The sequence below is a fragment of the Rhodococcus antarcticus genome (assembly GCF_026153295.1).
GTDB lineage: Bacteria > Actinomycetota > Actinomycetes > Mycobacteriales > Mycobacteriaceae > Rhodococcus_D > Rhodococcus_D antarcticus.
In genome coordinates, this window is sequence record NZ_CP110615.1 from 1703096 (window position 1) to 1725308 (window position 22213).

A 22213-nucleotide genomic window follows, 5' to 3' on the forward strand; every position below is an offset into this window, starting at 1 on the left:
CGCCCGCTCAGCCCCGAGCGGTCGACGCGGACGTCACGCGTCGGAGCACCCGCAGGGCGACGGCGAGCGAGAGGACGGCCAGCGGCACCTCGACCAGGACCGCGAGCACCAGGGCGACCTCGCGCTGGCCGCTGCGGGAGGCCGTGACCACGTCGAACCAGGCGTCGGTGACCAGCAGTGCCGCAGTGCCGGCGGCGGGCAGCACCACCGAGGGGCTGTGCCGGACGACGAGGACGCCCGTGACGAGCAGCGACACGGCCAGGGCGGCGTCGAAACCGGCCCAGGCCAGGTCGTAGTGGGCCGAGAGCTGCCTCGAGGGAAGGACGACGGCGAGGTAGACCACCCACGGGACGAGCAGGGCCGCGGCGAGCAGGTAGAAGCGGCCGACCCGGTCGATCCTCCGCCTCCGCGCCGCGTCGAGGTCGTGCAGAGCGTCGCCGGTCACGGCTCCATGGTGCCACCGCCCCCGTGCCCCGTGCCCCCGAACGGACGCGGACGCACGGCGACCGGGGTGCGCGGAGCACCCCGGTCGCCGGAAGAACGACGTCAGCGTGCGGCGTGCACGACCTCCGTGTCCTCCTGCTCGGCGAAGGCGGGGTCCTCCACCTCGCTCTTCATCCGGGCGATCTTGAAGATGACCAGGCCGAAGGCCGCCTTGGCGAAGATGTCAGCCAGCGAGTAGCCGACCTGCCGGGCGACGAACGCGTTGGACCCGTCGAACCCGAACACCGGGAACAGGTACGCGATCGGGTACACGCCCCACAGCCCGACCAGCATGATGCGGAGCCTGCTGACCGTGCCCCGGACCTCGGGCGGCTGGCGGTCGAGGGACTTGCTCAGCTCGACGAACAGCACGTACAGCAGGTACAGGAACGGGATCGTGGAGAGGGTTCCCCATATGAGGCGGGTGGCGGTGTCGGTCGCCAGCTCGCCGGGGTAGCCGAGGGCGATCATCAGCGCGGAGGCGGGGACCAGCTTGAACAGCAGGCTCTTCTGCACCGCCTTGGCCAGGGCCAGCACGGCGATCGTCTCCACCAGGAGCAGCGGTACCGTGAGGAACCAGTCCACGTACCGGTAGGCCTCGTTGAACTCCACGTTGGTCAGCGTGAAGGTGCCCCGCCCGCCCTGGGCCGAGGTCTGGTAGCTGTCCTTGAAGTTGTTGAAGATCCGGAAGTAGTGGTAGGTCGCGATGAAGCAGACCGTGGCGCTCACGATGAGCGCGTTCCGGTACCGCTTCAGCACCCGACCCTGCGAGATCACCAGGAACAGGCCGGTGAAGCCCAGGCTGGCGATCGCGAGCGAGAACAGGTTGTAGATCGAGTCGTACTGGCCCGAGCTGAGCTCGTTGACCTGGATCCCTTGGGCGACGATCACGGTAGTTCCTCCCACTCGTGTTCCGGCGCACCAGACTTGGCCGCCGGCTAACGACGATCGTCAGCCCACAGTGGACGATCGCCGACCCACGCCGCAGGGCCCTCCTCGTGGTCCACCCGGCCGGGTGACCACACCATGGACTCACGTGGGGCACACCGCAACCTGAACAACAACTGAAGCGGTTCACGGGTGCGTTCGGGCTGCGGAGGACCGACGAGGAGCGCACGCTTCGGCGGTGACCGGACCCCGTGCGACCCCCCGCGCCCGCACCCGCGGTGGGCGCTGGGACCGCGGGCGGGCCACCGCCGTGGTCGGGACGGCCTCGGTCCTCGCGGTGGCCGCCGCCGCCGCCGTCGGGGTGGTCCTGCCCGCCTCGGGCGCGGCCGGACCCGCGCTGCTGGTCGTGGCGGGCGTGCTGGGGTTGCCGCACGGTGCCGTCGACCACCTGGCCATGGGGTGGTCGCGGCCCGTCGAACCGGGCGCTCCCGGGATCGACCCGGGGTGGATCGGGACAGCGGGAGCCCGGCCCGCCCTGCTCCTCGGCTACGCCCTCCTCGCCGCCGGCGTCGCCTGGGCCGCGCTCGTCCTGACGGTGCCGGCCGTCCTCGTCCTGCTGGTGCTCTCCTGCGCACACTTCGCCGAGGGCGAGCTGGCCTTCGCACGGCTGCGGGGGGAGCCCGGGTCGGGTGCTGCCGCAGCAGCACTGGGCACCGCCGTGATCGCCGGCCCCCTGCTCCTGCGTCCCGACGCCGTCCGTCCGGTGCTCGACGCCCTCGATCCCGGTCTGGCCCCGGTGCTCGAGGTCGTGCGCACACCCGTCCTGCTGGTCACCGGGCTGCTCGTGCTCGCGGGGGTCCTCTCGTCCGTGCGACGCAGGTGCCACCGCCAGCTCGTCGAGCTGGCGGTGGTGGTGGTCGCCGGGCTGGTCGCCCCGCCGCTGCTCGTCTTCGCGGCCTGGTTCGGCGCCTGGCACGCGCCCCGGCACCTGGTCCGGCTGCTCGACCTCGAGCCCGACGGCGGGACCTGGACCCGGGTCACGCGACTGGGCCGGGCGGCCGTGCTGCCGACCGGCGCCGCGCTCGCGGCGCTGGGGGCACTGGTGGTCGTCGGTGGCTCGGTGCCCGCGTCGGTGCTGGTGGTCCTGCTCGCGCTGACGGTCCCGCACGCCGCAGTGGTGGCCCGGCTGGGGCGGACGGGCCGGTCCCGCCCGGCCACCTCGTCGTAGCGCCGGTCCGCGCCCTATCCGCACCCGAGGGCTGACGCGCCCGCCCGACGGGCGCGTCGCTCAGCCGCGGGCGAGCGCGCCCATGGGGTCCCACGCCGGGAGCACGGTCGGCGGGGTGTCCAGCGCGGCGACGAGCTCGGCGGACAACCGCTGCTTGCTCACCACCACCTCGAACACGTACTCGTCGAACCAGGAGTCGTTCATCGTGTAGAAACCCTCCTGCCCACCCGTGGAGCCCCAGCTGTTCTCCACCCGCCAGCGGCGCGAGCGCCCGTCGAGGACGTCCACACCGGTGAGCAGCATCGCGTGGGTCATGAGCGAGTCGTGGTGGCGCACACGGGACTCCTTGTCCATCGCCAGCGCCGTCCCGTACACGCCCTCGTAGTCGAGCAGGGCCGCGTCCCACACCCCGTCGCCGCGCTGCATCTGCTGGCTGACGTCGCAGCCGAACCACACCGGCTCCCCCGCGACGATCGACTCCGTGGCCGCCTTCTTGGCGGTGGCGATGTCGACGTTCAGGTACAGCACCGGGTCTCCACCCACCACGTTGCCCAGGTGCTCGACGGTGAGCGTGGAGCCCTTGCGGTGCTCGGGGCGCGGATCGTCCACCAGGCAGACGTAGTCGGCCAGGTCCAGGGTCACGTAGCGGGCGAAGAACTCCTGCGGGGTGAGCGCACCCACGCGGTGGAACTCCTTGTCGTCGTCGGTCCACTGCCAGTCGATGCTGGTCGGCGGGGTGCCCAGGTGGATGGTGAGCACGCGGTGCACGTCGGCGACGACGGACGCCCGCGCGACCTGCAGCTCGGCGGCGTCGGCCCCCATCCCCGACAGCTCGCGCAGCCGGTGGGCGCCGCGGCGCAGGACGGTCTGCAGCACCGTGTTCATCCGGTGGGTGTCGGAGGAGGAGTGCGTCTCCGGCATGGCCTCCTTGGGGACGACTCCGTGCTTGGCGAACAGGCTCACCGCCATGTTCCACTGGCCGCCGTCACCGAGCACCGTCTCCAGCAGGAACGAGACCAGCCGGTCATCAGCCGGCGCGTCGGCCGTCTGCAGCACCGACTCGAGGAAGTAGTTGGCCCGCTCGAGCTTGTCCCAGTACATCGCGTGGTTCTGCGAGAACTCGAACTCCTTGACCCCCAGCTCCTTCTTGGTCCCGGTGCGCATCAGGTTCAGGGCGGCGAACAGCCAGCAGCGCCCGGACTTCTTCTGGTTGGTGACCTTCCAGTCGTCGATGCGGTGGGAGACCGACGTGGAGATGCCGGTGGCCACCGCGTGGTCCAGGGCCACCTCGTCCACCCCCACCCGCGTCACCGCGTTCTGGCTGCGCCGCAGCTCCGGCCGGGCGGCGAAGTCCTCGGCGAGCCGGGCCAGGTGGTCGGGGGTCAGCGCGGTCGGGCGCGCCTGCACGGACGTCATGGGTCCTGTCTACTCCAGCGGTGCGCCAGGTCCGACGCGGCGAGGGTCTGGTGGGGGATCCGTCCCGCTGGCCGGGTCCGCGGCCGTCACGCTGGCCGGAACAGGCACGATCGCGCCGCGACCGCGTACCCGACCCGCCGTGCGCGCACCTGCACCGCGGGGTCGACACCGGGACCCGGGCGCTAGCGGCCCAACCGGTCCGCGTCGAGGATGTTCTGCAGCCGTACCTGCCCCTTCGCGAGCAGGCGGTCGTCGGCGTCGGTCAGGCGCACCTCCCACAGCTGCTGCAACCGTCCCCGGTGCACCGGGGTGCCCACCGCGGTGATCGTGCCCTCGCGGGAGGCACGGAGGAAGTCCGTCGTGTTGGACACCCCCACCACCTGCCCGCGATCGCCGAGCCACACCGCGGCTGCGGTGCTGGCCACGGTCTCGACCACGGCGCAGTGCACGCCGCCGTGGGTGATCCCGTAGGGCTGCATCAGCTCGGGCCGCAGGGTCCACTCGGCCCGGACCTCGTCGGGCGAGACCGCGGTGAACACCAGCCCCAGGACCTTGACGAACCCGGCGTCCATGTGGCGGTTGAGCTCACCCACGTCGAGCGGGACGGTCATGCCGACACGGCCTCCGCGCCGGCGTGCACGGACACCGCCACCGGCGGCGCGACCCGGATCGTCTGCAGCACCACGCAGTAGCGCTCGGTGAGCTTGATCAGCGTGGCGACGGTGTCGGCATCGGCGTCGGTCTCCAGGTCGAAGCTCATCCGGATGTCCTGGAAGCCCACCGGGGCGGTCTTGTCCACGCCGAGCGTGCCGCGGAAGTCCAGGTCGCCCTCGGCCCGCACGGCTCCGGAGCGCACCGTCACCCCCATCGAGGTGGCCACCGCGCGCAGCGTGACGCCGGCGCAGGCCACCAGGGCCTGCAGCAGCATGTCCCCGGAGCACGCGAAGCTGCCGTCACCCCCGCTGGCCTCGTGCAGTCCGGCCTCGACCAGCGCACGGCCGGTCTGCACCGAGCAGGTCACCCCGTCCCCGTCGAGCGAACCCTCGGCGTGCATCGTGACCACTGCCGAGCCTGCGTCGTCGCGGTACTGCTGCTTGAGCGGGTCCTGGGCGGCCTTCAGCGTCGTCTTGTCCATGACCAGCAGCCTACGAGCCGCTCCACGCCGCCCACACCCGGGAGCAGCCACCCCGGGCGGCGCCGTCACGAGCGCGAGCGGACCAGCTTGCGCACCAGGGTCAGTCCCTGGCCGAACGACACCTCCGGCAGGTAGGCCCGGCCGATGGCGTTCCCGATGGTGGGCAGCGCGGCGACGTCCGGGTAGGTCATGTAGAGCGGGACGTGCTCGGGCTGGAACTTGGACTTGAAGGCGAGCAGGGAGCGGAAGCCGTACACCGGCTCGAGGCTGCGACCCAGCAGCTCCAGCAGCCGCTGCACCGTGCTCTCCGGCGCCGACTCGCCCCCGTCACCGCGGTCGATCTTCGCCAGCGGTGCCCCGGAGAGGCTGAGGAGCTCGGCGCCCTCCTCCTGCAGCAGCAGCGCCGCGGAGGCGATGAGGAACTCCATGGCCGGACGGAAGCCATCGGTGCGCCGCCGCATGAAGTCCAGGGTCCACCCGACCACCTCGCCCTCGCGGTGCACCGGCAGCCAGGAGGTGACGCCGTGGACGGTGCGGTCGGCGTCCACGGCCACCAGGCAGCGCACGGCGGGATCGTCCACCTCGGTGAGCCCGCCGAGGGTGAACCCCATCTCGGGCATGCCCTTGTCCGCCACCCACTCCTCGGAGATCGCGATGATCTGCTCGGTCAGGGCGAGCGGTGCGGTGGGGAAGCTCAGCCACTCGGCCGTGATGCCCTCCTTGGCGGCCTTGTTGAACGAGCTGCGCACGTCCTGGAACTTCTTGCCGGTGAACGCGAGACCGGTCAGCGGCAGCACCGTCTCCTCCGCCACCTGCAGCTCCCCCCACCCCAGGGCCGCCGTCGCCGCCCGCACGGGCTCCGTCACCGAGTAGAAGCACGGGGTCCAGCCGTTGGCGGTGCAGAAGTCGGCGAAACCCAGCACCACCGTGGCCGTCCGGTCGGTGGCGCAGACCGGGTCGCTCGTCGTCACCGCCACGCCCAGCAGCACCCGGTAGGCCACGAACCCGTCACCCTCCGGCGTGAACCACCGCTGGTTGCCCGTCCACGTCGTCATCCACGACAGGTGGCTGCCCCCGTGGGCGCGCAGCAGCTCCAGCCCCCGGCCCGCGGAGCTGTCGTCCGCCGTCACCGGGCGCAGGAACGAGCGCACCGCCAGCACGGCGAGCACCGCCCAGAACACCACTCCCGTCCACTCGAACAGTAGCGTCGCGGGGGTGCTCACCGGCAGGAAGTCCGGCTCCAGCGCACCCAGGTAGCCCGGTGGGACGAAGCGCTGCGGGACGTCCTTCACCAGGTTCAGCAGCCCCGGCCTGCGGTCGAACCCGGAGCCCAGCACGAGCCCGCCGACGACGTAGAGCACGGCCAGCGCAGCGACCAGCCCGGCGGCGGTGAGCGCGAGCCGACGGTAGGTCCTCCGCGGGGCCGCGACGTCGAACAGGCGCCGGCTGGCCACGAGCACGAGCAGCACCACCAGCGGCGCGACGAGCGGGATGGTCAGGGTCTGGACGAAGCGGACGTGCTGCAGCGCCTCGGTGAGCACCACCCGGCCCGACCGGCCGATGGTCGAGTGCAGCAGCAGGAACACGCTGAGGGCGACGAGCAGCACGTGCAGGGCCACCGCGGCGACCCAGGCGGCCCGTCGTCCGCGCCGCAGCCCGTCGGAGAGCACCACCAGCAGCAGCGAGGGCAGCACCGACAGGATCGACGGGCCCACCCCGGACAGCCGCAGCTGGGTCTGCAGGTCCCGGCAGGACTCCGCGGTGGTGGCCGGGTCCGCGCAGGTGTCCTGCACCGTGGCGGCGTCCGGCGGGGCGGAGGTGAACAGGAGCTGCAGCACCGACAACGGGCCCACGGCCGTCGGGGAGAACGCGGCGAGCACCGGCCCCAGCGCGCTCGCGGCCACCACGATGGCGACGAGCACCCGGCCCTCCCGGCGGGTGCCCGCGAGCCGTGCCCCGCGCCGCGGGCGGCCCAGCAGCACCGGTCCGAGGAGCAGCCCGATCACGGCGCAGGAGAAGCGCACCACGTCCTGGAGCAGACCGCCGTAGAGCATCACGGTGGCGAGCACCACCAGCAGGCCGACCCGCAGGCGGCGCCGCCACAGGGTGCCGAGCCCGGCGCTCAGGACCATCGCGACGCCGACGGCGTAGGTGGTGGGTCCGACCGCCGGGTTGCGCGAGAGCTCGCGCGCCCATTGCGCGTCGGCGAGGCCGACCAGCCGCACCACACCGAGCGCGAGCAGCACGCCGAACACCTGGGTGAGCACCGCCGCGAGGGCGAACCGGGACGAGCCCAGCCGTCGCTCGGAAGGGACGCAGAGCGCCAGGACCACGACGGTGCCCAGGATGTAGCCGGGTAGCCCGGGGGCAAAGGCGGCGGCGGTGAGCGGGGTCCACAGGTGGCCGTTCTCCAGGCTGCGGACACCTGCGGCCACCATCCGGGTCAGGTGCGCCGAGGGTCCGTGCACCAGGCTCCCGGTGACTACTGCCACCACCCACAGCGCCACCAGCAGGCCGAGCGTGACCGGCGCCGAACGGGCCAGGCCGAGCACGCGCACGCCGAGCGCCCTCACCGGGTGATCCCCAACCGGGTGCCGAGCAGGCCCAGGCTGCTCTCGAGCCCGGCGCGCCAGGCGCCCCAGTCGTGGCCACCGGGGACCTCGGTGTACGTGACGGTCATCCCCGCCGCCTGCGCGGCCGCGAGGACCTTCTTCTGCTCCGGGCGGTACACACCGTCGTTCGCCCCCACGGTGAACGTGCCGGCCAGCTGGGGGTACTGGTTCCTCCGCATGAGGTCGAGGGGGTTGACCGCGGCGAAGCGCGCCGCGTCCCCCCCGAACGTGGCGTCCAGGGTGCGCTGGGCGTCGCCGAGGGTCGGGGTGGACTGGCCGGAGATGTCGACGAAGGTGGGGTAGACGTCGGGGTGGTTGAGGGCCATCTGCAACGAGCAGGTGCCCCCGTAGGACGATCCGGCGATGGCCCAGCCCGCGGCGTCCTGGCGGACCTGCAGGGTGGCCTTCACCCAGGCCGGCACGTCGACGGCCAGGTAGGTCTGGACCTGGCCGAGCCTCGAGTCCAGGCACAGCGGGTTGGCCAGCTCGGTTCCGGTCGCGTCTGCCATGACCACCACGGGGGCCAGCCCGGCGTGCGTGGCCGCGTAACCGTCCATCAAGGGCTTGATCCCGCCGAAGGTGAGCCAGTCGTCCGGGGCTCCGGGCTGGCCGGCGAGCAGCACCAGCACCGGCAGCACCGGCCGCGGGGAGACGAGGTAGGCGGGCGGGAGGTAGATCCGGGCCGGCCGCGCCCTGAACCCCGATGCGGTGGCGGGGATGCTCGCCTGGGTGACAACACCCCCCGAGGGTATGTCCGCCGGGGCCTTCCACACCGCGCTCAGGGGCGTGCCGGTGACGGCGTCGGCCTGCGGTCCGGGGACGGAGTCCAGGGCCACCTCGCCGGTTCGTCCGTTGCCGAGCGCAGCGCTGACCGTGGGGTAGGCGCGGAAGAAGTGGTTGACCTGCGCGGTGGCGGCCAGCACGACGACGACCGCGGCGAGGACGGTGAGGCCACGGCCCCGCCAGGTGCGGGCGTTCCGCAGGCGTGGACCGGCCAGCAGCAGCCCGAGCATGCCGACGCCGATCGAGGTGTAGAGCGAGATCGGCAGGGGGTCGGGGAACGGTCGCCACACGTCCTCGACGACGTAGCGCAGCAGGAGGGTGAGCACCACGGCGAGGACGAGCACGGCGAGGACGGTGCGGAGCTGGCGGCGGTCCCGGCGCAGCAGGAGCCACCCGAGCGCGAGCACCCCCAGGACCAGGATCACCACGGGCAGCCACCCCGAGATCAACGACAGCTGACCGACCCCGTGCACCACGCGGCTCCTTCTCGACGTCCCCACCCTGGGGCCCACGGGAGCATGGACCCCGGCACCGTGACCGTGCTGAGCACACCCTGTGAACGGCGTGTGGATCCTGGCACGCGCCCTGCGGGCCTCACACCGGGGTCCGGGTGCCCACCAGCCGACCGTCGACGAGCTCGAGGACGCGGTCCACCCGGTCCAGCCCCTCGTCCCGGTGGGCCAGCAGCAGGACGGTGCGGCCGTCGGCGGCGTCCAGCACGTCGGCCAGCACGCGTCGGGCGGTGGGCGGGTCGAGGCCCTCCGTCGGCTCGTCGAGCACGAGCACGGGCGCTCCGGCGAGCAGGGCACGACCCAGGGCGAGGCGGCGTCGCTCCCCGCCCGAGAGGGTCAGCGCACCGTCACCCAGGGTCACCTCGAGGCGCCCGACCCAGGATCCGAGCCCGGCCCGGTCGAGGGCGCGGGCCAGCTCGTCCTCGGTCGCCCCCGGTCGGGCCAGCGCCAGGTTGGCCCGCAGGGAGGCGGCGAAGACGTGGTCGTCGTCGCTGACCCAGCCCACGTGCCGTCGCACCGTGTCTCCGTCGAGCTCACGGGTGTCCGTCCCACCCAGGCGCACCGATCCGGCGAGGGGGTCGAGCAGCCGCAGGAGCACGGCCGCCAGGGTCGACTTCCCGCTGCCCGACGCGCCGAGCACGGCCACCCGCTCCCCCTCGGCCAGCTCGAGGTCCAGACCGCGGACCGCCGGACGCTCACCCCAGCCCGCGTCGAGCCCCTCGACGAGCACCGTCACCGGCTGCCCGGTCGCCGGTGCCGGCACGGGGACCGCGGGCTCGGTGGCCGGAGGTGGGCTGGAGCGCAGCGCGTCCAGCCGGAGGCGGGCGGCGGCGGCCCGCAGCAGCGCGGCCACGGCCACGGGCACCTCGGCCAGCACCTCGCCCAGGGCCAGCGGGGTCAGGACGAGCACGGCCAGCAGGGTGGGGCCGATCCGTCCGGTGGCCAGGGCGGGGGCCGCGACCGCGACGACGGCCAGCGGCAGGGCGGCGAGGGCGGCCGCGCCGAGCCCGGCCCCCACCCCGAGGGCTCCTGCGCGCGAGGTCTGGCTCGTGCGCACCCGTTCGGCGGCCCGGGCGGCCCGGGCGAGCAGGGGGGCGGGCTCGGTGACGTCGCGGGGGCTGCGCAGCACCTCGACCAGCTCCTCGGCCAGCGCCGCCGTCGCCGCCGCACCCGCACGGTCCGCGCGGCGGGTGGCGCGCACGGTGAGCGCCGGCGCGAGCACCCCGGCGACCAGCAGGCCCGCGACGAGGACACCCGCGGCAGCGGGCAGCACCAGGGCGGCGGCGGCCGCGGCGAGCACGGCGACCACCGCGGCCACGGCGAGCGGCTGCACGGCCCGGACGCCGCGGTCGGCCAGCGCGTCGACGTCGTCGACCAGCCCGGTCAGCACCGAACCCGAGCGGGGAACCGCGGGTCCGGGGACGCGGGGCACGAGGGCGGCGTAGACCGAGGCGCGCAGCCGGGCCACCGAGCCCAGGGCCACCGAGTGGGTGGTGGTGCGCTCGAGCCAGCGCAGCACGGGACGGCTGACCCCGAAGAAGCGGGTCGCCACCACGGCGATGCTGAGCTCCAGCACCGGCGGGCGGTCGGCCGCGCGGACGATCAACCAGGATGCCGTGGCGGTGAGCCCGATCCCGGCCACGGCCGCCCCGACGCCGAGCAGCAGACCGAGGGCGGCGGTGGCCCGCACCCGGGGTGCCGTGGCGGGGGACGGGGGCGACTGCGCTGCCCGGGGTCCGACCGTCACTGCGCGGGGCGCGACCGTCACTGCGCGGGGCGCGACCGTCACTGCGCGGGGCGCGACCGTCACTGCGCCAGGTACCGGGTCGGCCAGGCGCACCACCCCGTCGGCCGCCGCCACCAGCGCCGGGCGGTGCGCCACGGCCAGCACCGTGCACGGCTGGTCGTGGCGGTGCGCGAGCGCGAGCAGCGCCGCGACCACCCGGGCCTCGGACACCGGGTCCAGGTGCGCGGTCGGCTCGTCGGCCACCAGCACCCGGGCCCCGCCCCGGACCGCGAGCAGGGCGCGGGCCACCGCCAGGCGCTGGCGCTGCCCGGCCGAGAGCCCTCCCCCCGCCTCGGCGAGCGGCTGCGCGAGCTCGATCTCCCCGTCCAGCCCCACGTCGGCGAGCACGGCCACCAGGTCCTCGGGGCGCGCCTGCGACCACCCGCCGCGCAGCGCACCGGCCACGGTCCGTGCGCCCGGGAAGCCCGGCCGCTGCGGCACCACGGCGACGGGTCCACCCGGCCGTGTCACGGTCCCCGAGCTCGGTCGCCGGTGGCCGAGCACCACGTCGAGCAGGGTGGACTTGCCCACCCCCGAGGTGCCGGTGAGCACCGTGAGCGCGGCGGGACCGGCATCGAGGTCGGTGGCCGCGAGCAGCTCCGCACCGTCGACCAGCACGCGCACCCCGCGCAGACGCACCCCGGCCGACTCGCCCACCCGTACCGGGACGGCACCGTCGAGCACCTCCTCCACCTCGCCGAGCACCGTGGACGCGTCGGCGGAGGCGTGGAAGCGGGCGCCCACCTCGCGCAGCGGCCGGTAGGCCTCCGGCGCCAGCAGGATCACGGTGAGCGCGGCCTGCAGACCCAGCGAGCCGGCCACCAGGCGCAGGCCCGCCGAGACGGCGACCAGCGCGACCGAGATGGTGCCGACGAGCTCGAGGGCGGCCGAGGACAGGAAGGCGAGCCTGAGCACGGGCACGGTCGTGCGCCGGTGCCGCTCGGCCACGTCGGCCACCACCCGGACCTGCCGCTGGGCCCGCCCGTAGGTCCGCAGGGTGCGCAGTCCCGCGACCGCGTCGAGGAAGTGTCCGGTGAGGTCGCCGGTGGCGCGCCACTGGGCCTGCGCCCGCTCCCGGGTGGCCCAGCCGACGAGCACCGCGAACACCGGCACCAGCGGCAGGGTGGCCACGACGATGACGGCGGACTCGACGTCGTGCACGGCGATGACGACCACGACCGCGGCCGGGAGCACGGTGGCGAGCACGAGGGCGGGCAGGTAGCGGCCGAACCACTCCTGCAGGGCGCGGACACCGGAGGTGAGCAGGGTGGCCAGCGCGCCGGCCGGCCGCCCCTCCAGCCACACCGGACCCCGCTGCAGCGCCGCGGCGAGCACGGCCACCCGCAGCTGGGCCTGCACGGCCGCGGCCGTCCGCACAGCCACGACCTCCGCCGCCCAGCCCAGCACCCCCCGGGCCACCACCACGCCGGCCAGGACCACGAGCGGGGTGTGCACCCCGGCCACGCCGGTCCCCCCTACGAGCCGCGCGACGACGGTGGCCAGGGCGAGGGCCTGCACCACCGTCGCCACCGCCGTCCCGAGCCCCACGAGGGCGGCGAGCGCGACACCACCCCGGGCGGACCGCGCGTGGCGCAGCAGCCGGGGGTCCAGCGGCCCCCGCGGGGCGGCCACGGTGCTCACGCCGGCACCGCGACACGCCCGTCGGTGAGGCGGTGGCGGAACACCCAGTAGCTCCACGCCTGGTAGGCGATCACCCCGGGCAGCACCACCACCCCCACCCCGGTGATGAGCTCCAGCGCCGCGGCCGAGGCGGAAGCCCCGCGCAGCGACAACGTGAAGGCCGGGTCCAGCGTCGAGGGCAGCACGTCCGGCAGGTGCCAGCAGAACACCGCCACCACGCCGAGCGCCACGGCCAGGCACGAGCAGGCGAAGCCCCACCCGTCGTGCACGGTGCGCGCGGCGAGCACCGCCCCGACCGCGGCCAGGGTGGCGGCGAGCAGCAGGGTGCTGCCGGTGGACACCGCCACCAGGCCCAGCGCCACGGCCACCGCCGGTCCGACCACCCGGAGCACGTGCTCCGCGCGTGCCCGCAGAGCGCCGGCGGTGCGCAGCCGCAGGAACGACGCGCCCTGCCACAGCACCGCGAGCACCCCGCCCAGTGCCCCGAGGCCCACCTGCCAGTGCCAGAGACCCTCCACCGTGCGGCCGAGACCACCGCCGGTGACCTCCCCGGTCGCTCCGATCGGCAGCCCCCGCACCAGCACCACCAGCACCGCACCCCACACGGCGGCCACCCCCACCGAGCTGATCTCGAGCACCAGCGAGGCGCGCCGCCGCCACACCACGCCCTCCTGCTTCGCCCGGAACTCCAGGGCAACCCCGCGCAGCGCGAGCAGCAGCAGGATCGCGACCATCGGCAGCGCGAGGCTGGACAGCATCCCCGCGTACCAGAGCGGGAACGCACCGAAGGTCGCCCCGATCGCGGCCACCAGCCACACCTCGTTGCCGTCCCACACCGGTCCGATGGTCCGGAGCACGGCCGAGCGGCCCTCCTCGTCGCGGCCGAGAACGCGGTGCAGCGCACCGACGCCGAAGTCGAAGCCCTCCAGGACGAAGAACAGCACCCAGCACAGCACCACGAGGCCGAACCACAGCTGGGCGAGGTCGACCCCGAACCAGGTCACCACGTCGCCAGCTCCCGCTCCGGCTGCTGCTCGGGCACCGGCGCCTCCTCGGGCGCGTCCAGGGCGCTGCGGCTCAGCCGCAGCACCAGGGTCACGTAGGCCACCGCCAGGGCGCCGTAGACCACCGTGAACGCCACCAGGGTCACGATCACCTCGGCCGCGGTGGTGCCCGGCGAGACCCCGTCGGCGGTCTTGTACAGCCCGAAGACCAGCCACGGCTGCCGCGCGGTCTCGGTGAACAGCCACCCGGTGGAGTTGGCGACCAGCGGCAGCAGCGGCAGCACGGGGACGCCGAGGGCGAGCAGCCGGCCGACGGGCAGCCGGCCCAGGCGCGTGCCCCTGGTGAGGGTGCGCCCACCCCGGGTCAGCCAGAGCACCAGCACGGCGATCCCGGCCGCGGCCATCCCGAAGCCGATCATCGCCCGGAAGCTCCAGAAGGCCACCGGCACCACCGGGACGTAGTCACCGGCGCCGTAGGTGGCGCTGTAGGTGGACTGCAGGTCGTCGATCCCCTGCACGCGCGCGGTGAACGAGTCGCTGACCAGGAACGAGAGCAGGTTCGGGACCTCCAGGCCCCACACCTTCCGGCCGCCGCTGAACCAGCTGAACACCGAGAACGGGGCCCCGCTGGTCGTCGCGTACAGCCCCTCCGCGGCGGCCATCTTCATCGGCTGCACCTCGGCGATGAGCTTGCCGAGCAGGTCTCCGGTGCCGGCCAGCGCCGCCCCGGAGGCCGCGGTGACCCACGCCCCCAGGCGCAGCAGCACCCGGGCACCGGCGGCGTCGGCCGAGCCCCGGAACGTGTGGTGCAGGCCGATCGCCAGGAACATCGCCCCGCCCACGAGGTAGGCCCCGGCCACGACGTGCGGGAACGAGTGGGTGTTCACGGGGTTCAGCAGCAGCGCGGAGAAGCTGTCGAGGCGGGCGCGGCCGGTCTCCGGGTCCAGCGTGTAGCCCTGCGGGTTCTGCAGGAACGAGTTGGCCCCGAGGATGACGAAGGCCGAGATCAGCGTCCCGGCGGCGACCACCCAGGCGCAGGCGAGGTGAACCCGTGCGGGCAGCCGGTCCCACCCGAAGAACCACAGCCCCAGGAACGTCGCCTCGAGGAAGAACGCGAGCATCCCCTCGACGGCCAGGGTGGGCCCGAACACGTCGCCGTAGAACCGGGCGAAGTCGCTCCAGGCCAGACCGAACTGGAACTCCTGGACCAACCCGGTCACGACGCCCACCACGAACGTGACCAACAGCAGCTTCCCGCTGAGCTTGGTCAGCCGCAGCAGCACCTCGCTGCCGGTGCGCCGCCACGCCGTCTGCAGCAGGGCCGTGAGCGTGGCCAGGCTGATCGAGGCGGGGACGAAGAGGTAGTGGTAGATCGTGGTGATGCCGAACTGCCAGCGCGCGAGAGCGGTTGCGTCCACGGCGGCCACCTCCAGGGAGAACTCATCTACTACGAACTGTCGTTGACCTCCCCGACGCTAGTACGACAGTTCGTAGTAGTCATCGTGCGGCGGGTCACTACGTCACGTAGTACTCACCGGCTAGAGTGGTGGGCATGGCAGGCATGGGAGAGCTCGAGCGCGCGGTGATGGAGCACCTCTGGGCGTCGACCGAGCCGCAGACCGTCCGGCAGGTGCACGAGGCGCTGGCCGATCGCGGCCTGGCCTACACCACCGTGATGACCGTGCTCCAGCGGCTGGCCAAGAAGGAGCTCGTCAGCCAGGAGCGCGACGAGCGCGCGCACCGCTACGCCCCGGCCCGCGCCCGCGAGGAGCTCGTCGCGAGCCTGATGGTCGACGCGCTGAGCCAGGCCGAGGACTCCGGGGGCCGGCGGGCGGCGCTGGTGAGCTTCGTCGAGCGGGTCACCCCCGCCGAGGCGGCGGCGCTCCGGGCGGCGCTGGCGACCCTGGAGTCCTGATGGACACCGACACCTGATGGACACCGACACCTGATGTCCGCCGGCGCCTGATGGACACCGCACCGGTGGTCGTGCTCAGCCTGCTGGCGCTCGTGCTGGCCGGGCCGGTCCCCGCCGCGCTGGCCCGGGCGCGCTGGCCGCTGCACTCCCCCCGCGCCGCGCTCGCGCTGTGGCAGTCGATCGCGGCGGCGGCCGTGCTCTCGGCCTTCGGCGCGGGCCTGGCCATCGCCAGCCGGCTGCTCGTGCCGGACACCTCCGGGCGCCCGACCACCAGGCCCACCGCCGAGATCGCCGTGATCGGGCTGCCGCTGTGGACCGTCTACGTCGTGGTGCTCGCCCTGACGCTCGTGATCGGGGCCCGGCTGCTGTTGACGCTGGTGCGGGTGGCCGTGCGCACCCGGCGGCTGCGCGAGCGGCACCGCGACCTCGTGGACCTGCTCGACACCGTGCACGTGCCCGAGCTGTGGGGTCGCGCGGCCGACCTGCGCGTGCTCACCGCCGCCGAGCCGATGGCCTACTGCCTGCCGGGTCTGCGCTCCCGGGTGGTGGTCAGCGACGCCACGCTCACCTCGCTCGAGCCGGAGGAGCTCCGCGCCGTCCTCGCCCACGAGCGGGCGCACCTGCGGGCCCGCCACGACCTGGTGCTCGAGGCCTTCCTGGTGCTGCACACCGCGTTCCCGCGCGGCGTGCGCAGCCGTTCGGCCCTGCGCGCGGTCCGGCTGCTGGTCGAGCTGCTGGCCGACGACTCGGCCGTGCGGCGGGCCGGTCCGAAACCGCTGGCCCGCGCGCTCGTCGTCTGTGCCGGTGGTGGCGCCCCGAGCGGGGCCCTGGCCGCCGGAGGGCCGGACACCCTCGCGCGGGTGCAGCGGCTGGCGCAGCCGTGCGGCCCGCGCCGGGCGACCGCGACCGCGGCCTACCTGCTCTCGGTCGCGATCCTGGTGGCGCCCACGCTCGCCGTGGCCGTGCCGTGGCTGACCGAGATCAGCCGGGTCGTCGGCCGCTGAACCGCAGCCCTACCGCGCCGGCCGACGGGAGTCGATCACCCCGGTGTCGAAGCCGGCCAGGTGCAGACCGCCGTGGAAGCGCGCGTGCTCGATCTTCACGCAGCGGTCCATCACCACGTCCATCCCGGCGTTCTCGCCCACTCGTGCGACGTCGTCGCTCCACAGGCCGAGCTGCAGCCACAAGGTCGTGGCCCCCACCGAGATCGCCTCCTGCAGCACCCCGGGGACGTCGTCGATCTTGCGGAACACCTCGACCATGTCCGGCACCACGGGCAGCGCGGCCAGGGACGGGTACACCTCGTGGCCGAGGACCTCGCTGAGCATCGGGTTCACGAAGTACACCGTGTAGTCGGTGCTGGAGAGCAGGTAGGTGGCCACGAAGTAGCTCGCGCGGCTGGGCTTGTCCGAGGCCCCCACGATCGCGATGGTCCTCGTCCGGCCGAGGATCCGCTGGCGCTGCGCAGGCCCCGGTCCGGTCCAGGCACGGTCCGCAGTGGTCATCAGGACTCCAGGGTGTCGTCGGAGGACGCGGTGGCGGTGGCCAGGGCCTGGTCGAGGTCCCACAGGATGTCCTCGACGTCCTCGAGCCCGACGCTGATGCGCACCAGGTCCTCGGGCACCCCGGCGGCCTCGAGCTGGGCTGCGCTGAGCTGCTGGTGGGTGGTGGAGCCCGGGTGGATCACGAGAGTCCGGACGTCACCGATGTTCGCGAGGTGGCTGCACAGCTGGAGCGACTCGATGAACGTCTGGCCCGCGGTTCGGCCCCCCCGCACGCCGAAGCTGAACACCGCCCCAGGCCCCTTGGGCGTGTACCGCAGGGCCCGTTCGTGGTGCGGGTGGCCCGGCAGCCCGGCCCAGTTGACGTAGGTGATGCGGTCGTCCGCCTCGAGCCACTCCGCGACGATCCTGGTGTTGACCATGTGGGCGTCCATCCGCTGGGGCAGCGTCTCGACCCCCTGCAGCAGCTGCCAGGCCGACGGGGCGGCCAGGCTCGCGCCGATGTCGCGGAGCTGCTCGCTGCGCAGCTTGGTGAGGAAGCCGTACTCGCCGAAGTTGCCCCACCAGGTGATGCCGCCGTAGGAGTCGATCGGCTCGGTCATCGTCGGGAACTTCCCGTTGCCCCAGTCGAAGGTCCCGGACTCCACCACCACTCCACCGAGGGTGGTCCCGTGCCCGCCGAGGAACTTGGTCGCCGAGTGCACCACGATGTCGGCCCCGTGCTCGATGGGCCGGCACAGCCACGGGGTGACCGTCGTCGCGTCGACCACGAGCGGCACCCCCGCGGCGTGCGCCACCTCGGCGAGCCCGGCGATGTCCGCGACCTCGCCGGAGGGGTTGCTCACCACCTCCGCGTAGACGCACCTGGTCCGCTCGGTGACGGCCGCGGCGTAGTCGGCCGGATCGGTGCCCGTGACGAAGGTCGTCTCCACGCCGAACCGGCGCAGCGTCACGTCGAGCTGGGTCAGGGTGCCGCCGTAGAGGCTGGCCGCGGCGACGACGTGGTCGCCCTGGCCGCACAGCGCGGCGAACACCAGGAACTCCGCGGCGAGCCCGCTCGCGGCCGCGACGGCCCCGATGCCCCCGTCGAGGCTGGCCATCCGCTCCTCGAAGACCGAGACCGTGGGGTTGGCGATGCGGCTGTAGATCGTGCCGTACTTCTGCAGCGCGAACAGGTTCGCGGCGTCCTCGGTGTTCTCGAACACGAACGCCGTGCTCGCGTAGATGGGCACCGCGCGGGCTCCGGTGGTGGGGTCCGGGCGGGCGCCGGCGTGCAGGGCGCGCGTGCGCATGCCCCAGGTGCGATCGGTCATGGCTGCATCATGGCCTCCCCGGCTCCCGTCCCCGCGGTGAGGGCGTCCCTCAGCCCGGTCAGCCACAGGGTCACCTCGTCCGTCCCCTGCAGCACCACCTCCGCCACCTCGAGCAGCTCCGGGTCGGTCTCCCGTCCGTGCTCGACGACCACCGCGTGGCCGCCGAGCTCACGGGCCACCCGCAGGGCGGGCAGGTCGCCGCGGTCGTCCCCGGCGTAGACCACCGTGCCGAGCCCGGCCGCGATCCGGCGCAGGGCGGTGCCCTTGTCCTGCTCGAGCGGGGGCCGCAGCTCCACCACGAGCTTGCCCGGCTCGGCCCGCAGGCCGGTGCCGGCCACGAGCTCGGCGACGACGGCCGCCACCGCCTGCTCCTGCTCGGGGGCGCGCCGCCAGTGCACGGCCACCGCGATCCCCTTGTCCTCCACGTGCACGCCGTCGGTGTCGCCGAACGCCGCGCGCAGGGCCCCGGCGGCCGTGTCCACGGCCGGCTGCCACCGCCCCACCTCCTCGAGCACGCGGTCCTCGTCGCCCTCGCGCCACTGCACCCCGTACGAGCCGTGCAGCGCCACTCCCCGGACGTCCACCCGCTGCCGGAGGAAGGCCAGCGGCCGCCCGGAGAGCACGGCCACCACCCCGAGGTGCTGCGCGAGCTCGGTGAGGACCGCCGCCGTCCCCGGCTCCAGCGCGCTGGCCGCTGGGTCGTCCCCGATGCGCGCGAGCACGCCGTCGAAGTCGAGCACGAGCGCGGCCCGGGCGGGGTCTGCGGCCAGGGCTGCGGTGAGCGCGTCACGATCCATGCCCCCGAGCGTGCCGCACGTGGCGCTCCGCGTGACCCTACTGGCGAGTAACAACGGTTCGGTGAGCACCGACAGCGACCCGACCACCGCCCGCGCGCTGCAGTCCGTCCTCGACGGTCGCTGGGCGCACGTGCGCGAGGAGGCCCGCCGCGTGCTGGCCGGCGAGAAGTGGGCCCCGGTCTACGGCGAGGACGCCGAGACCGCCCGCGCCCGGATCACCGGCCTGGCCCACGACCTCGCCGCCGCCGGTCAGACCGGGCTCGGCTTCGACACCCGGCACGGCGGCGGCGGGGACCTCGGCGGGTCGGTCGCCTCCATCGAGATGCTGGCCTTCGCCGACCTGTCCCTGATGGTGAAGGCGGGCGTGCAGTGGGGTCTGTTCGGCGGGGCCGTGCAGGCGCTGGGCACCGAGCGCCACCACGCCGCGCTCATCCCGGACATCATCTCGATGGCCGTGCCGGGCTGCTTCGCCATGACCGAGACCGGCCACGGCTCCGACGTGCAGAACCTGCGCACCACCGCGACCTACGACCCGGCCACCGAGACCTTCGACCTGCACACCCCGCACGATGGCGCGCGCAAGGACTACATCGGCAACGCCGCCCGCGACGGCCGGCTGGCGGTGGTGTTCGCCCAGCTGGTCAGCGGCGGGCGGGCCCACGGGGTGCACGCCTGGCTGGTGCCCGTCCGCGACGCGGACGGCCGGCACTGCGACGGGGTGACCATCACCGACGACGGTCCCAAGGCCGGGCTCAACGGGGTGGACAACGGGCGGCTGTCCTTCCACCACGTCTCCGTGCCGCGCGACGCCCTGCTCGACCGCTACGCCCAGGTGGCGGCGGACGGCACGTACACCTCCGCCATCGAGAACCCCTCCCGGCGGTTCTTCACCATGCTCGGCACCCTGGTGCGCGGCCGGGTCAGCGTGGGTGGTTCGGCCGGCTCGTCCAGCGGCTGCGCCGGGCCACCGGGGACCAGGCGTTCGCCGTGTTCAACGCCGCCCAGGACTACGTGCTGCGCGTCGCCCACGCCCACGTGGACCGGGTGGTGCTGGAGGCCTTCGTCGCCGGCACCGAGCGGTGCACCGACCCGAGCGCTCGCGCGCTGCTGGAGACGGTGTGCGACCTCTACGCCCTGAGCACCGTCGAGGCCGACAAGGGCTGGTTCCTCGAGCACGGCCGCCTCACCCCGGCCCGGTCCAAGGCCGTGACCGCCGCGGTGAACGAGCTGTGCGGGGAGCTCCGCCCGCACAGCCGCACCCTGGTGGACGCGTTCGCGATCCCGCAGGAGTGGCTGGCCTGCGCGATCCTCGACGAGGAGGACGTCCGGCAGGACGCGACGCTGGCCGAGGACCTCCGCGTCCACGGTTCCGCCGGGAGCCCGGGCGCGGCCGGCGAGCTGGACACCGCTGCGGCGCAGTGACCTGCGGGTGCCCCAGGACACACGCGTCCACCCGTCCCGGGGCGCCATGAGCGCGTAGTGTCGTCCTCGCCGCACTCGCGGCAGCTCGACCCCCTGGTGCACAGCCCCGGCTCTCGAGGCCGTGGTGAGCGTGCACCTGGCTCGTCTCACTGCGTGCTGCACGACAGCTCCCTCCGCGACGCGCCGATGTCCCGGAGAGGTCTCTTCCGTGCTGTCTGCTTCCACCCCTGAGCTCGACCCCACCGCCCCCGCCGAGGTGGCCGCCACTGCAGCCCCCGCCGAGGTGGCTGCCCCCACCGCCACGTTCGGCGCGCTGGGCCTGCCCGACGCCCTGGTCACCGCCCTGGCGAAGAGCGGGATCACGGTCCCGTCCGACATCCAGGCCGCGGCGGTCCCCGACGCCCTGGCCGGCAAGAACATCCTGGGCCGCGCCCAGACCGGTTCCGGCAAGACCCTCGCCTTCGGGCTGCCGATGCTGGCCCGCCTGGCCTACCACTCCCCCACCTCCGGTGGCCGTCCGCAGGCCAAGCGGCCCCGCGCCATGGTTCTGGTGCCCACCCGTGAGCTCGCGTTCCAGGTGGTCGACTCCCTGACCGGCTACGCCGACGCCCTCGGGCTCAAGGTGCGTCCGGCCGTCGGCGGCACCCCGTTCGGCCGTCAGGCCGACCAGCTGCGCCGCGGGGTCGACGTCCTCGTCGCGACCCCGGGCCGCCTCGGCGACCACCTCCGCCAGGGCACCTGCATCCTCGACGCCGTCGAGATCACCGCGCTCGACGAGGCCGACCAGATGGCCGACCTGGGCTTCCTGCCCGAGGTCAAGGCGCTGCTCGGGCAGACCCCGGCCGACGGTCAGCGGATGCTGTTCTCCGCGACCCTGGACCGCGAGGTGCAGGCGCTCGTGCGGCTGTTCCTGCCCGAGCACGTCGAGCACTCCACCCAGGACGCCACCGCCAGCGTCGACACCATGGAGCACCACGTGCTGCTGGTCGACCGTGGCCAGAAGGACGCCGTGCTCGCCGAGATCGGCGCCCGCGAGGGCCGCACGATCATGTTCGCCCGCACCAAGCTCGGCGTCGAGGGCATCACCGACCGGCTGCGGGCCCAGGGCATCGCCGCGGAGTCCCTGCACGGCGGCAAGGCGCAGAACCAGCGCACCCGCGTCCTGGACCGCTTCAAGTCCGGCCGCGCTCCCGTGCTCGTCGCCACCGACGTCGCCGCCCGAGGCATCCACGTCGACGGGGTCTCCCTCGTGGTGCACGTGGACCCGCCCGCCGACGCCAAGGACTACCTGCACCGCGCCGGCCGCACCGCCCGCGCGGGCGAGTCCGGCACGGTCGTCACGATCGTGCTCCCGAACCAGCGCCGCACGGTGCGCAGGATGACGACCACGGCGGGGATCGACCCCAAGGCCACCGTCGTCACGCCCGGCTCGGCCGAGCTGGCCACCATCACCGGGGCCCGCACCCCCAGCGGCGACGCGCTGCCGGTGCAGGTCAAGGACGTCGAGCGTCCCCGCAACGGTGGCTACCAGGGCAGCAACCCCCGCCCGCGGACCGGCGGCCCGCGTCGCGAGGGTGGCGGCTACCAGGGCAGCAACCCCCGCCCGCGCACCGAGGGTGGCGGCTACCAGGGCAGCAACCCCCGTCGCGAGGGCGGTCCCAGCCGACCGTCCTCGGCCCCCTCGGCCCGACCCGAGCGCTCCGGCGGCTTCCGCAGCCGTACCGCGGGACGGTCCTACGAGGGCTTCACCGGCCCCGCCGCCAGCCAGGCCTGACC

Annotated in this window: 17 protein-coding genes and 1 pseudogene; 5 read left to right on the forward strand and 13 right to left on the reverse strand. The window is 74.2% G+C overall.

What is annotated here, in order from left to right; translation table 11 throughout:
- Positions 1-7: 7 nt before the first annotated feature.
- Both RHODO2019_RS08185 and RHODO2019_RS08190 read right to left on the reverse strand, forming a co-directional pair.
- Positions 8-445 carry a hypothetical protein gene (locus RHODO2019_RS08185; RefSeq protein ID WP_265384470.1) on the reverse strand — a complete coding sequence of 146 codons (438 nt, stop codon included), beginning with the start codon at positions 443-445 and terminating at the stop codon, positions 8-10.
- A gap of 101 nt (positions 446-546) precedes the next feature.
- Positions 547-1374 (reverse strand): bacteriorhodopsin-like, encoded by an 828-nt coding sequence (locus tag RHODO2019_RS08190; RefSeq protein WP_265384471.1) that lies wholly within the window; start codon positions 1372-1374, stop codon positions 547-549.
- Positions 1375-1609: 235 nt separating this feature from the next.
- On the opposite strand from RHODO2019_RS08190, the gene RHODO2019_RS08195 reads away from it, so the two are divergent.
- Positions 1610-2599 carry a beta-carotene 15,15'-dioxygenase, Brp/Blh family gene (locus tag RHODO2019_RS08195; RefSeq protein WP_265384472.1) on the forward strand — a complete coding sequence of 330 codons (990 nt, stop codon included), beginning with the start codon at positions 1610-1612 and terminating at the stop codon, positions 2597-2599.
- 60 nt (positions 2600-2659) lie between these two features.
- Here the strand turns inward: RHODO2019_RS08195 and RHODO2019_RS08200 are convergent, their stop codons facing one another.
- From RHODO2019_RS08200 to RHODO2019_RS08235, 8 genes are all read right to left on the reverse strand, one after another.
- A complete protein-coding gene (locus RHODO2019_RS08200) occupies positions 2660-4015 on the reverse strand; it encodes a C1 family peptidase (RefSeq protein ID WP_265384473.1) in 1356 nt (451 codons plus the stop codon).
- A 182-nt stretch (positions 4016-4197) separates the two neighbouring features.
- On the reverse strand, positions 4198-4587 hold the full coding sequence (locus RHODO2019_RS08205) for a PaaI family thioesterase (protein WP_265384685.1): 390 nt from the start codon (positions 4585-4587) through the stop codon (positions 4198-4200).
- A 35-nt stretch (positions 4588-4622) separates the two neighbouring features.
- Positions 4623-5150 carry an OsmC family protein gene (locus tag RHODO2019_RS08210; RefSeq protein ID WP_265384474.1) on the reverse strand — a complete coding sequence of 176 codons (528 nt, stop codon included), beginning with the start codon at positions 5148-5150 and terminating at the stop codon, positions 4623-4625.
- A 65-nt stretch (positions 5151-5215) separates the two neighbouring features.
- The gene (locus tag RHODO2019_RS08215; RefSeq protein WP_265384475.1) at positions 5216-7723 is read right to left on the reverse strand and encodes a bifunctional lysylphosphatidylglycerol flippase/synthetase MprF; all 2508 of its coding nucleotides are present in this window, start codon (positions 7721-7723) and stop codon (positions 5216-5218) included.
- Complete coding sequence (locus tag RHODO2019_RS08220) at positions 7720-9018, reverse strand: alpha/beta hydrolase (protein ID WP_265384476.1); 1299 nt, start codon at positions 9016-9018, stop codon at positions 7720-7722. The genes RHODO2019_RS08215 and RHODO2019_RS08220 overlap by 4 nt, the downstream gene beginning before the upstream one ends.
- Positions 9019-9139: 121 nt before the next feature.
- Positions 9140-12484 (reverse strand): thiol reductant ABC exporter subunit CydD, encoded by a 3345-nt coding sequence (cydD, locus tag RHODO2019_RS08225; RefSeq protein ID WP_265384477.1) that lies wholly within the window; start codon positions 12482-12484, stop codon positions 9140-9142.
- Positions 12481-13491, reverse strand: a complete 1011-nt coding sequence (cydB, locus tag RHODO2019_RS08230) for a cytochrome d ubiquinol oxidase subunit II (protein WP_265384478.1) — start codon at positions 13489-13491, stop codon at positions 12481-12483. Before cydB ends, cydD begins: the two co-directional genes overlap by 4 nt.
- On the reverse strand, positions 13485-14906 hold the full coding sequence (locus RHODO2019_RS08235) for a cytochrome ubiquinol oxidase subunit I (protein WP_265384479.1): 1422 nt from the start codon (positions 14904-14906) through the stop codon (positions 13485-13487). Before RHODO2019_RS08235 ends, cydB begins: the two co-directional genes overlap by 7 nt.
- A gap of 125 nt (positions 14907-15031) precedes the next feature.
- Here RHODO2019_RS08235 and RHODO2019_RS08240 point away from each other — a divergent pair, with 125 nt between their 5' ends.
- Together RHODO2019_RS08240 and RHODO2019_RS08245 are read left to right on the forward strand one after the other, a co-directional pair.
- Positions 15032-15403 carry a BlaI/MecI/CopY family transcriptional regulator gene (locus RHODO2019_RS08240; protein WP_290428898.1) on the forward strand — a complete coding sequence of 124 codons (372 nt, stop codon included), beginning with the start codon at positions 15032-15034 and terminating at the stop codon, positions 15401-15403.
- Between the two features lie 50 nt (positions 15404-15453).
- Complete coding sequence (locus tag RHODO2019_RS08245) at positions 15454-16407, forward strand: M56 family metallopeptidase (protein WP_265384481.1); 954 nt, start codon at positions 15454-15456, stop codon at positions 16405-16407.
- A gap of 9 nt (positions 16408-16416) precedes the next feature.
- Here the strand turns inward: RHODO2019_RS08245 and RHODO2019_RS08250 are convergent, their stop codons facing one another.
- The 3 genes from RHODO2019_RS08250 to otsB are packed head-to-tail and all read right to left on the reverse strand — an operon-like array spanning position 16417 to position 19015.
- Positions 16417-16908, reverse strand: coding sequence for a CoA-binding protein (locus RHODO2019_RS08250; RefSeq protein WP_265384482.1), 492 nt, complete (start codon positions 16906-16908; stop codon positions 16417-16419).
- Positions 16908-18218, reverse strand: a complete 1311-nt coding sequence (locus RHODO2019_RS08255; protein WP_265384483.1) for an O-acetylhomoserine aminocarboxypropyltransferase/cysteine synthase family protein — start codon at positions 18216-18218, stop codon at positions 16908-16910. The genes RHODO2019_RS08250 and RHODO2019_RS08255 overlap by 1 nt, the downstream gene beginning before the upstream one ends.
- On the reverse strand, positions 18215-19015 hold the full coding sequence (gene otsB, locus RHODO2019_RS08260; RefSeq protein WP_265384484.1) for a trehalose-phosphatase: 801 nt from the start codon (positions 19013-19015) through the stop codon (positions 18215-18217). The genes RHODO2019_RS08255 and otsB overlap by 4 nt, the downstream gene beginning before the upstream one ends.
- On the opposite strand from otsB, the pseudogene RHODO2019_RS08265 reads away from it, so the two are divergent.
- Together RHODO2019_RS08265 and RHODO2019_RS08270 are read left to right on the forward strand one after the other, a co-directional pair.
- Positions 18927-20437: pseudogene (locus RHODO2019_RS08265) on the forward strand (acyl-CoA dehydrogenase). The gene otsB and the pseudogene RHODO2019_RS08265 sit on opposite strands and share 89 nt — an antisense overlap.
- 208 nt (positions 20438-20645) lie before the next feature.
- Positions 20646-22211 (forward strand): DEAD/DEAH box helicase, encoded by a 1566-nt coding sequence (locus tag RHODO2019_RS08270; protein WP_435532191.1) that lies wholly within the window; start codon positions 20646-20648, stop codon positions 22209-22211.
- Positions 22212-22213 lie beyond the last annotated feature (2 nt).

Coding starts and splice junctions, on each gene's coding strand:
- RHODO2019_RS08255 (WP_265384483.1), bottom strand. CDS start 18,218: ATGACCGATCGCACCTGGGGCATGCGCACGCGCGCCCTGCACGCCGGC.
- RHODO2019_RS08245 (WP_265384481.1), top strand. CDS start 15,454: ATGGACACCGCACCGGTGGTCGTGCTCAGCCTGCTGGCGCTCGTGCTG.
- RHODO2019_RS08250 (WP_265384482.1), bottom strand. CDS start 16,908: ATGACCACTGCGGACCGTGCCTGGACCGGACCGGGGCCTGCGCAGCGC.
- RHODO2019_RS08200 (WP_265384473.1), bottom strand. CDS start 4,015: ATGACGTCCGTGCAGGCGCGCCCGACCGCGCTGACCCCCGACCACCTG.
- RHODO2019_RS08210 (WP_265384474.1), bottom strand. CDS start 5,150: ATGGACAAGACGACGCTGAAGGCCGCCCAGGACCCGCTCAAGCAGCAG.
- RHODO2019_RS08205 (WP_265384685.1), bottom strand. CDS start 4,587: ATGGACGCCGGGTTCGTCAAGGTCCTGGGGCTGGTGTTCACCGCGGTC.
- otsB (WP_265384484.1), bottom strand. CDS start 19,015: ATGGATCGTGACGCGCTCACCGCAGCCCTGGCCGCAGACCCCGCCCGG.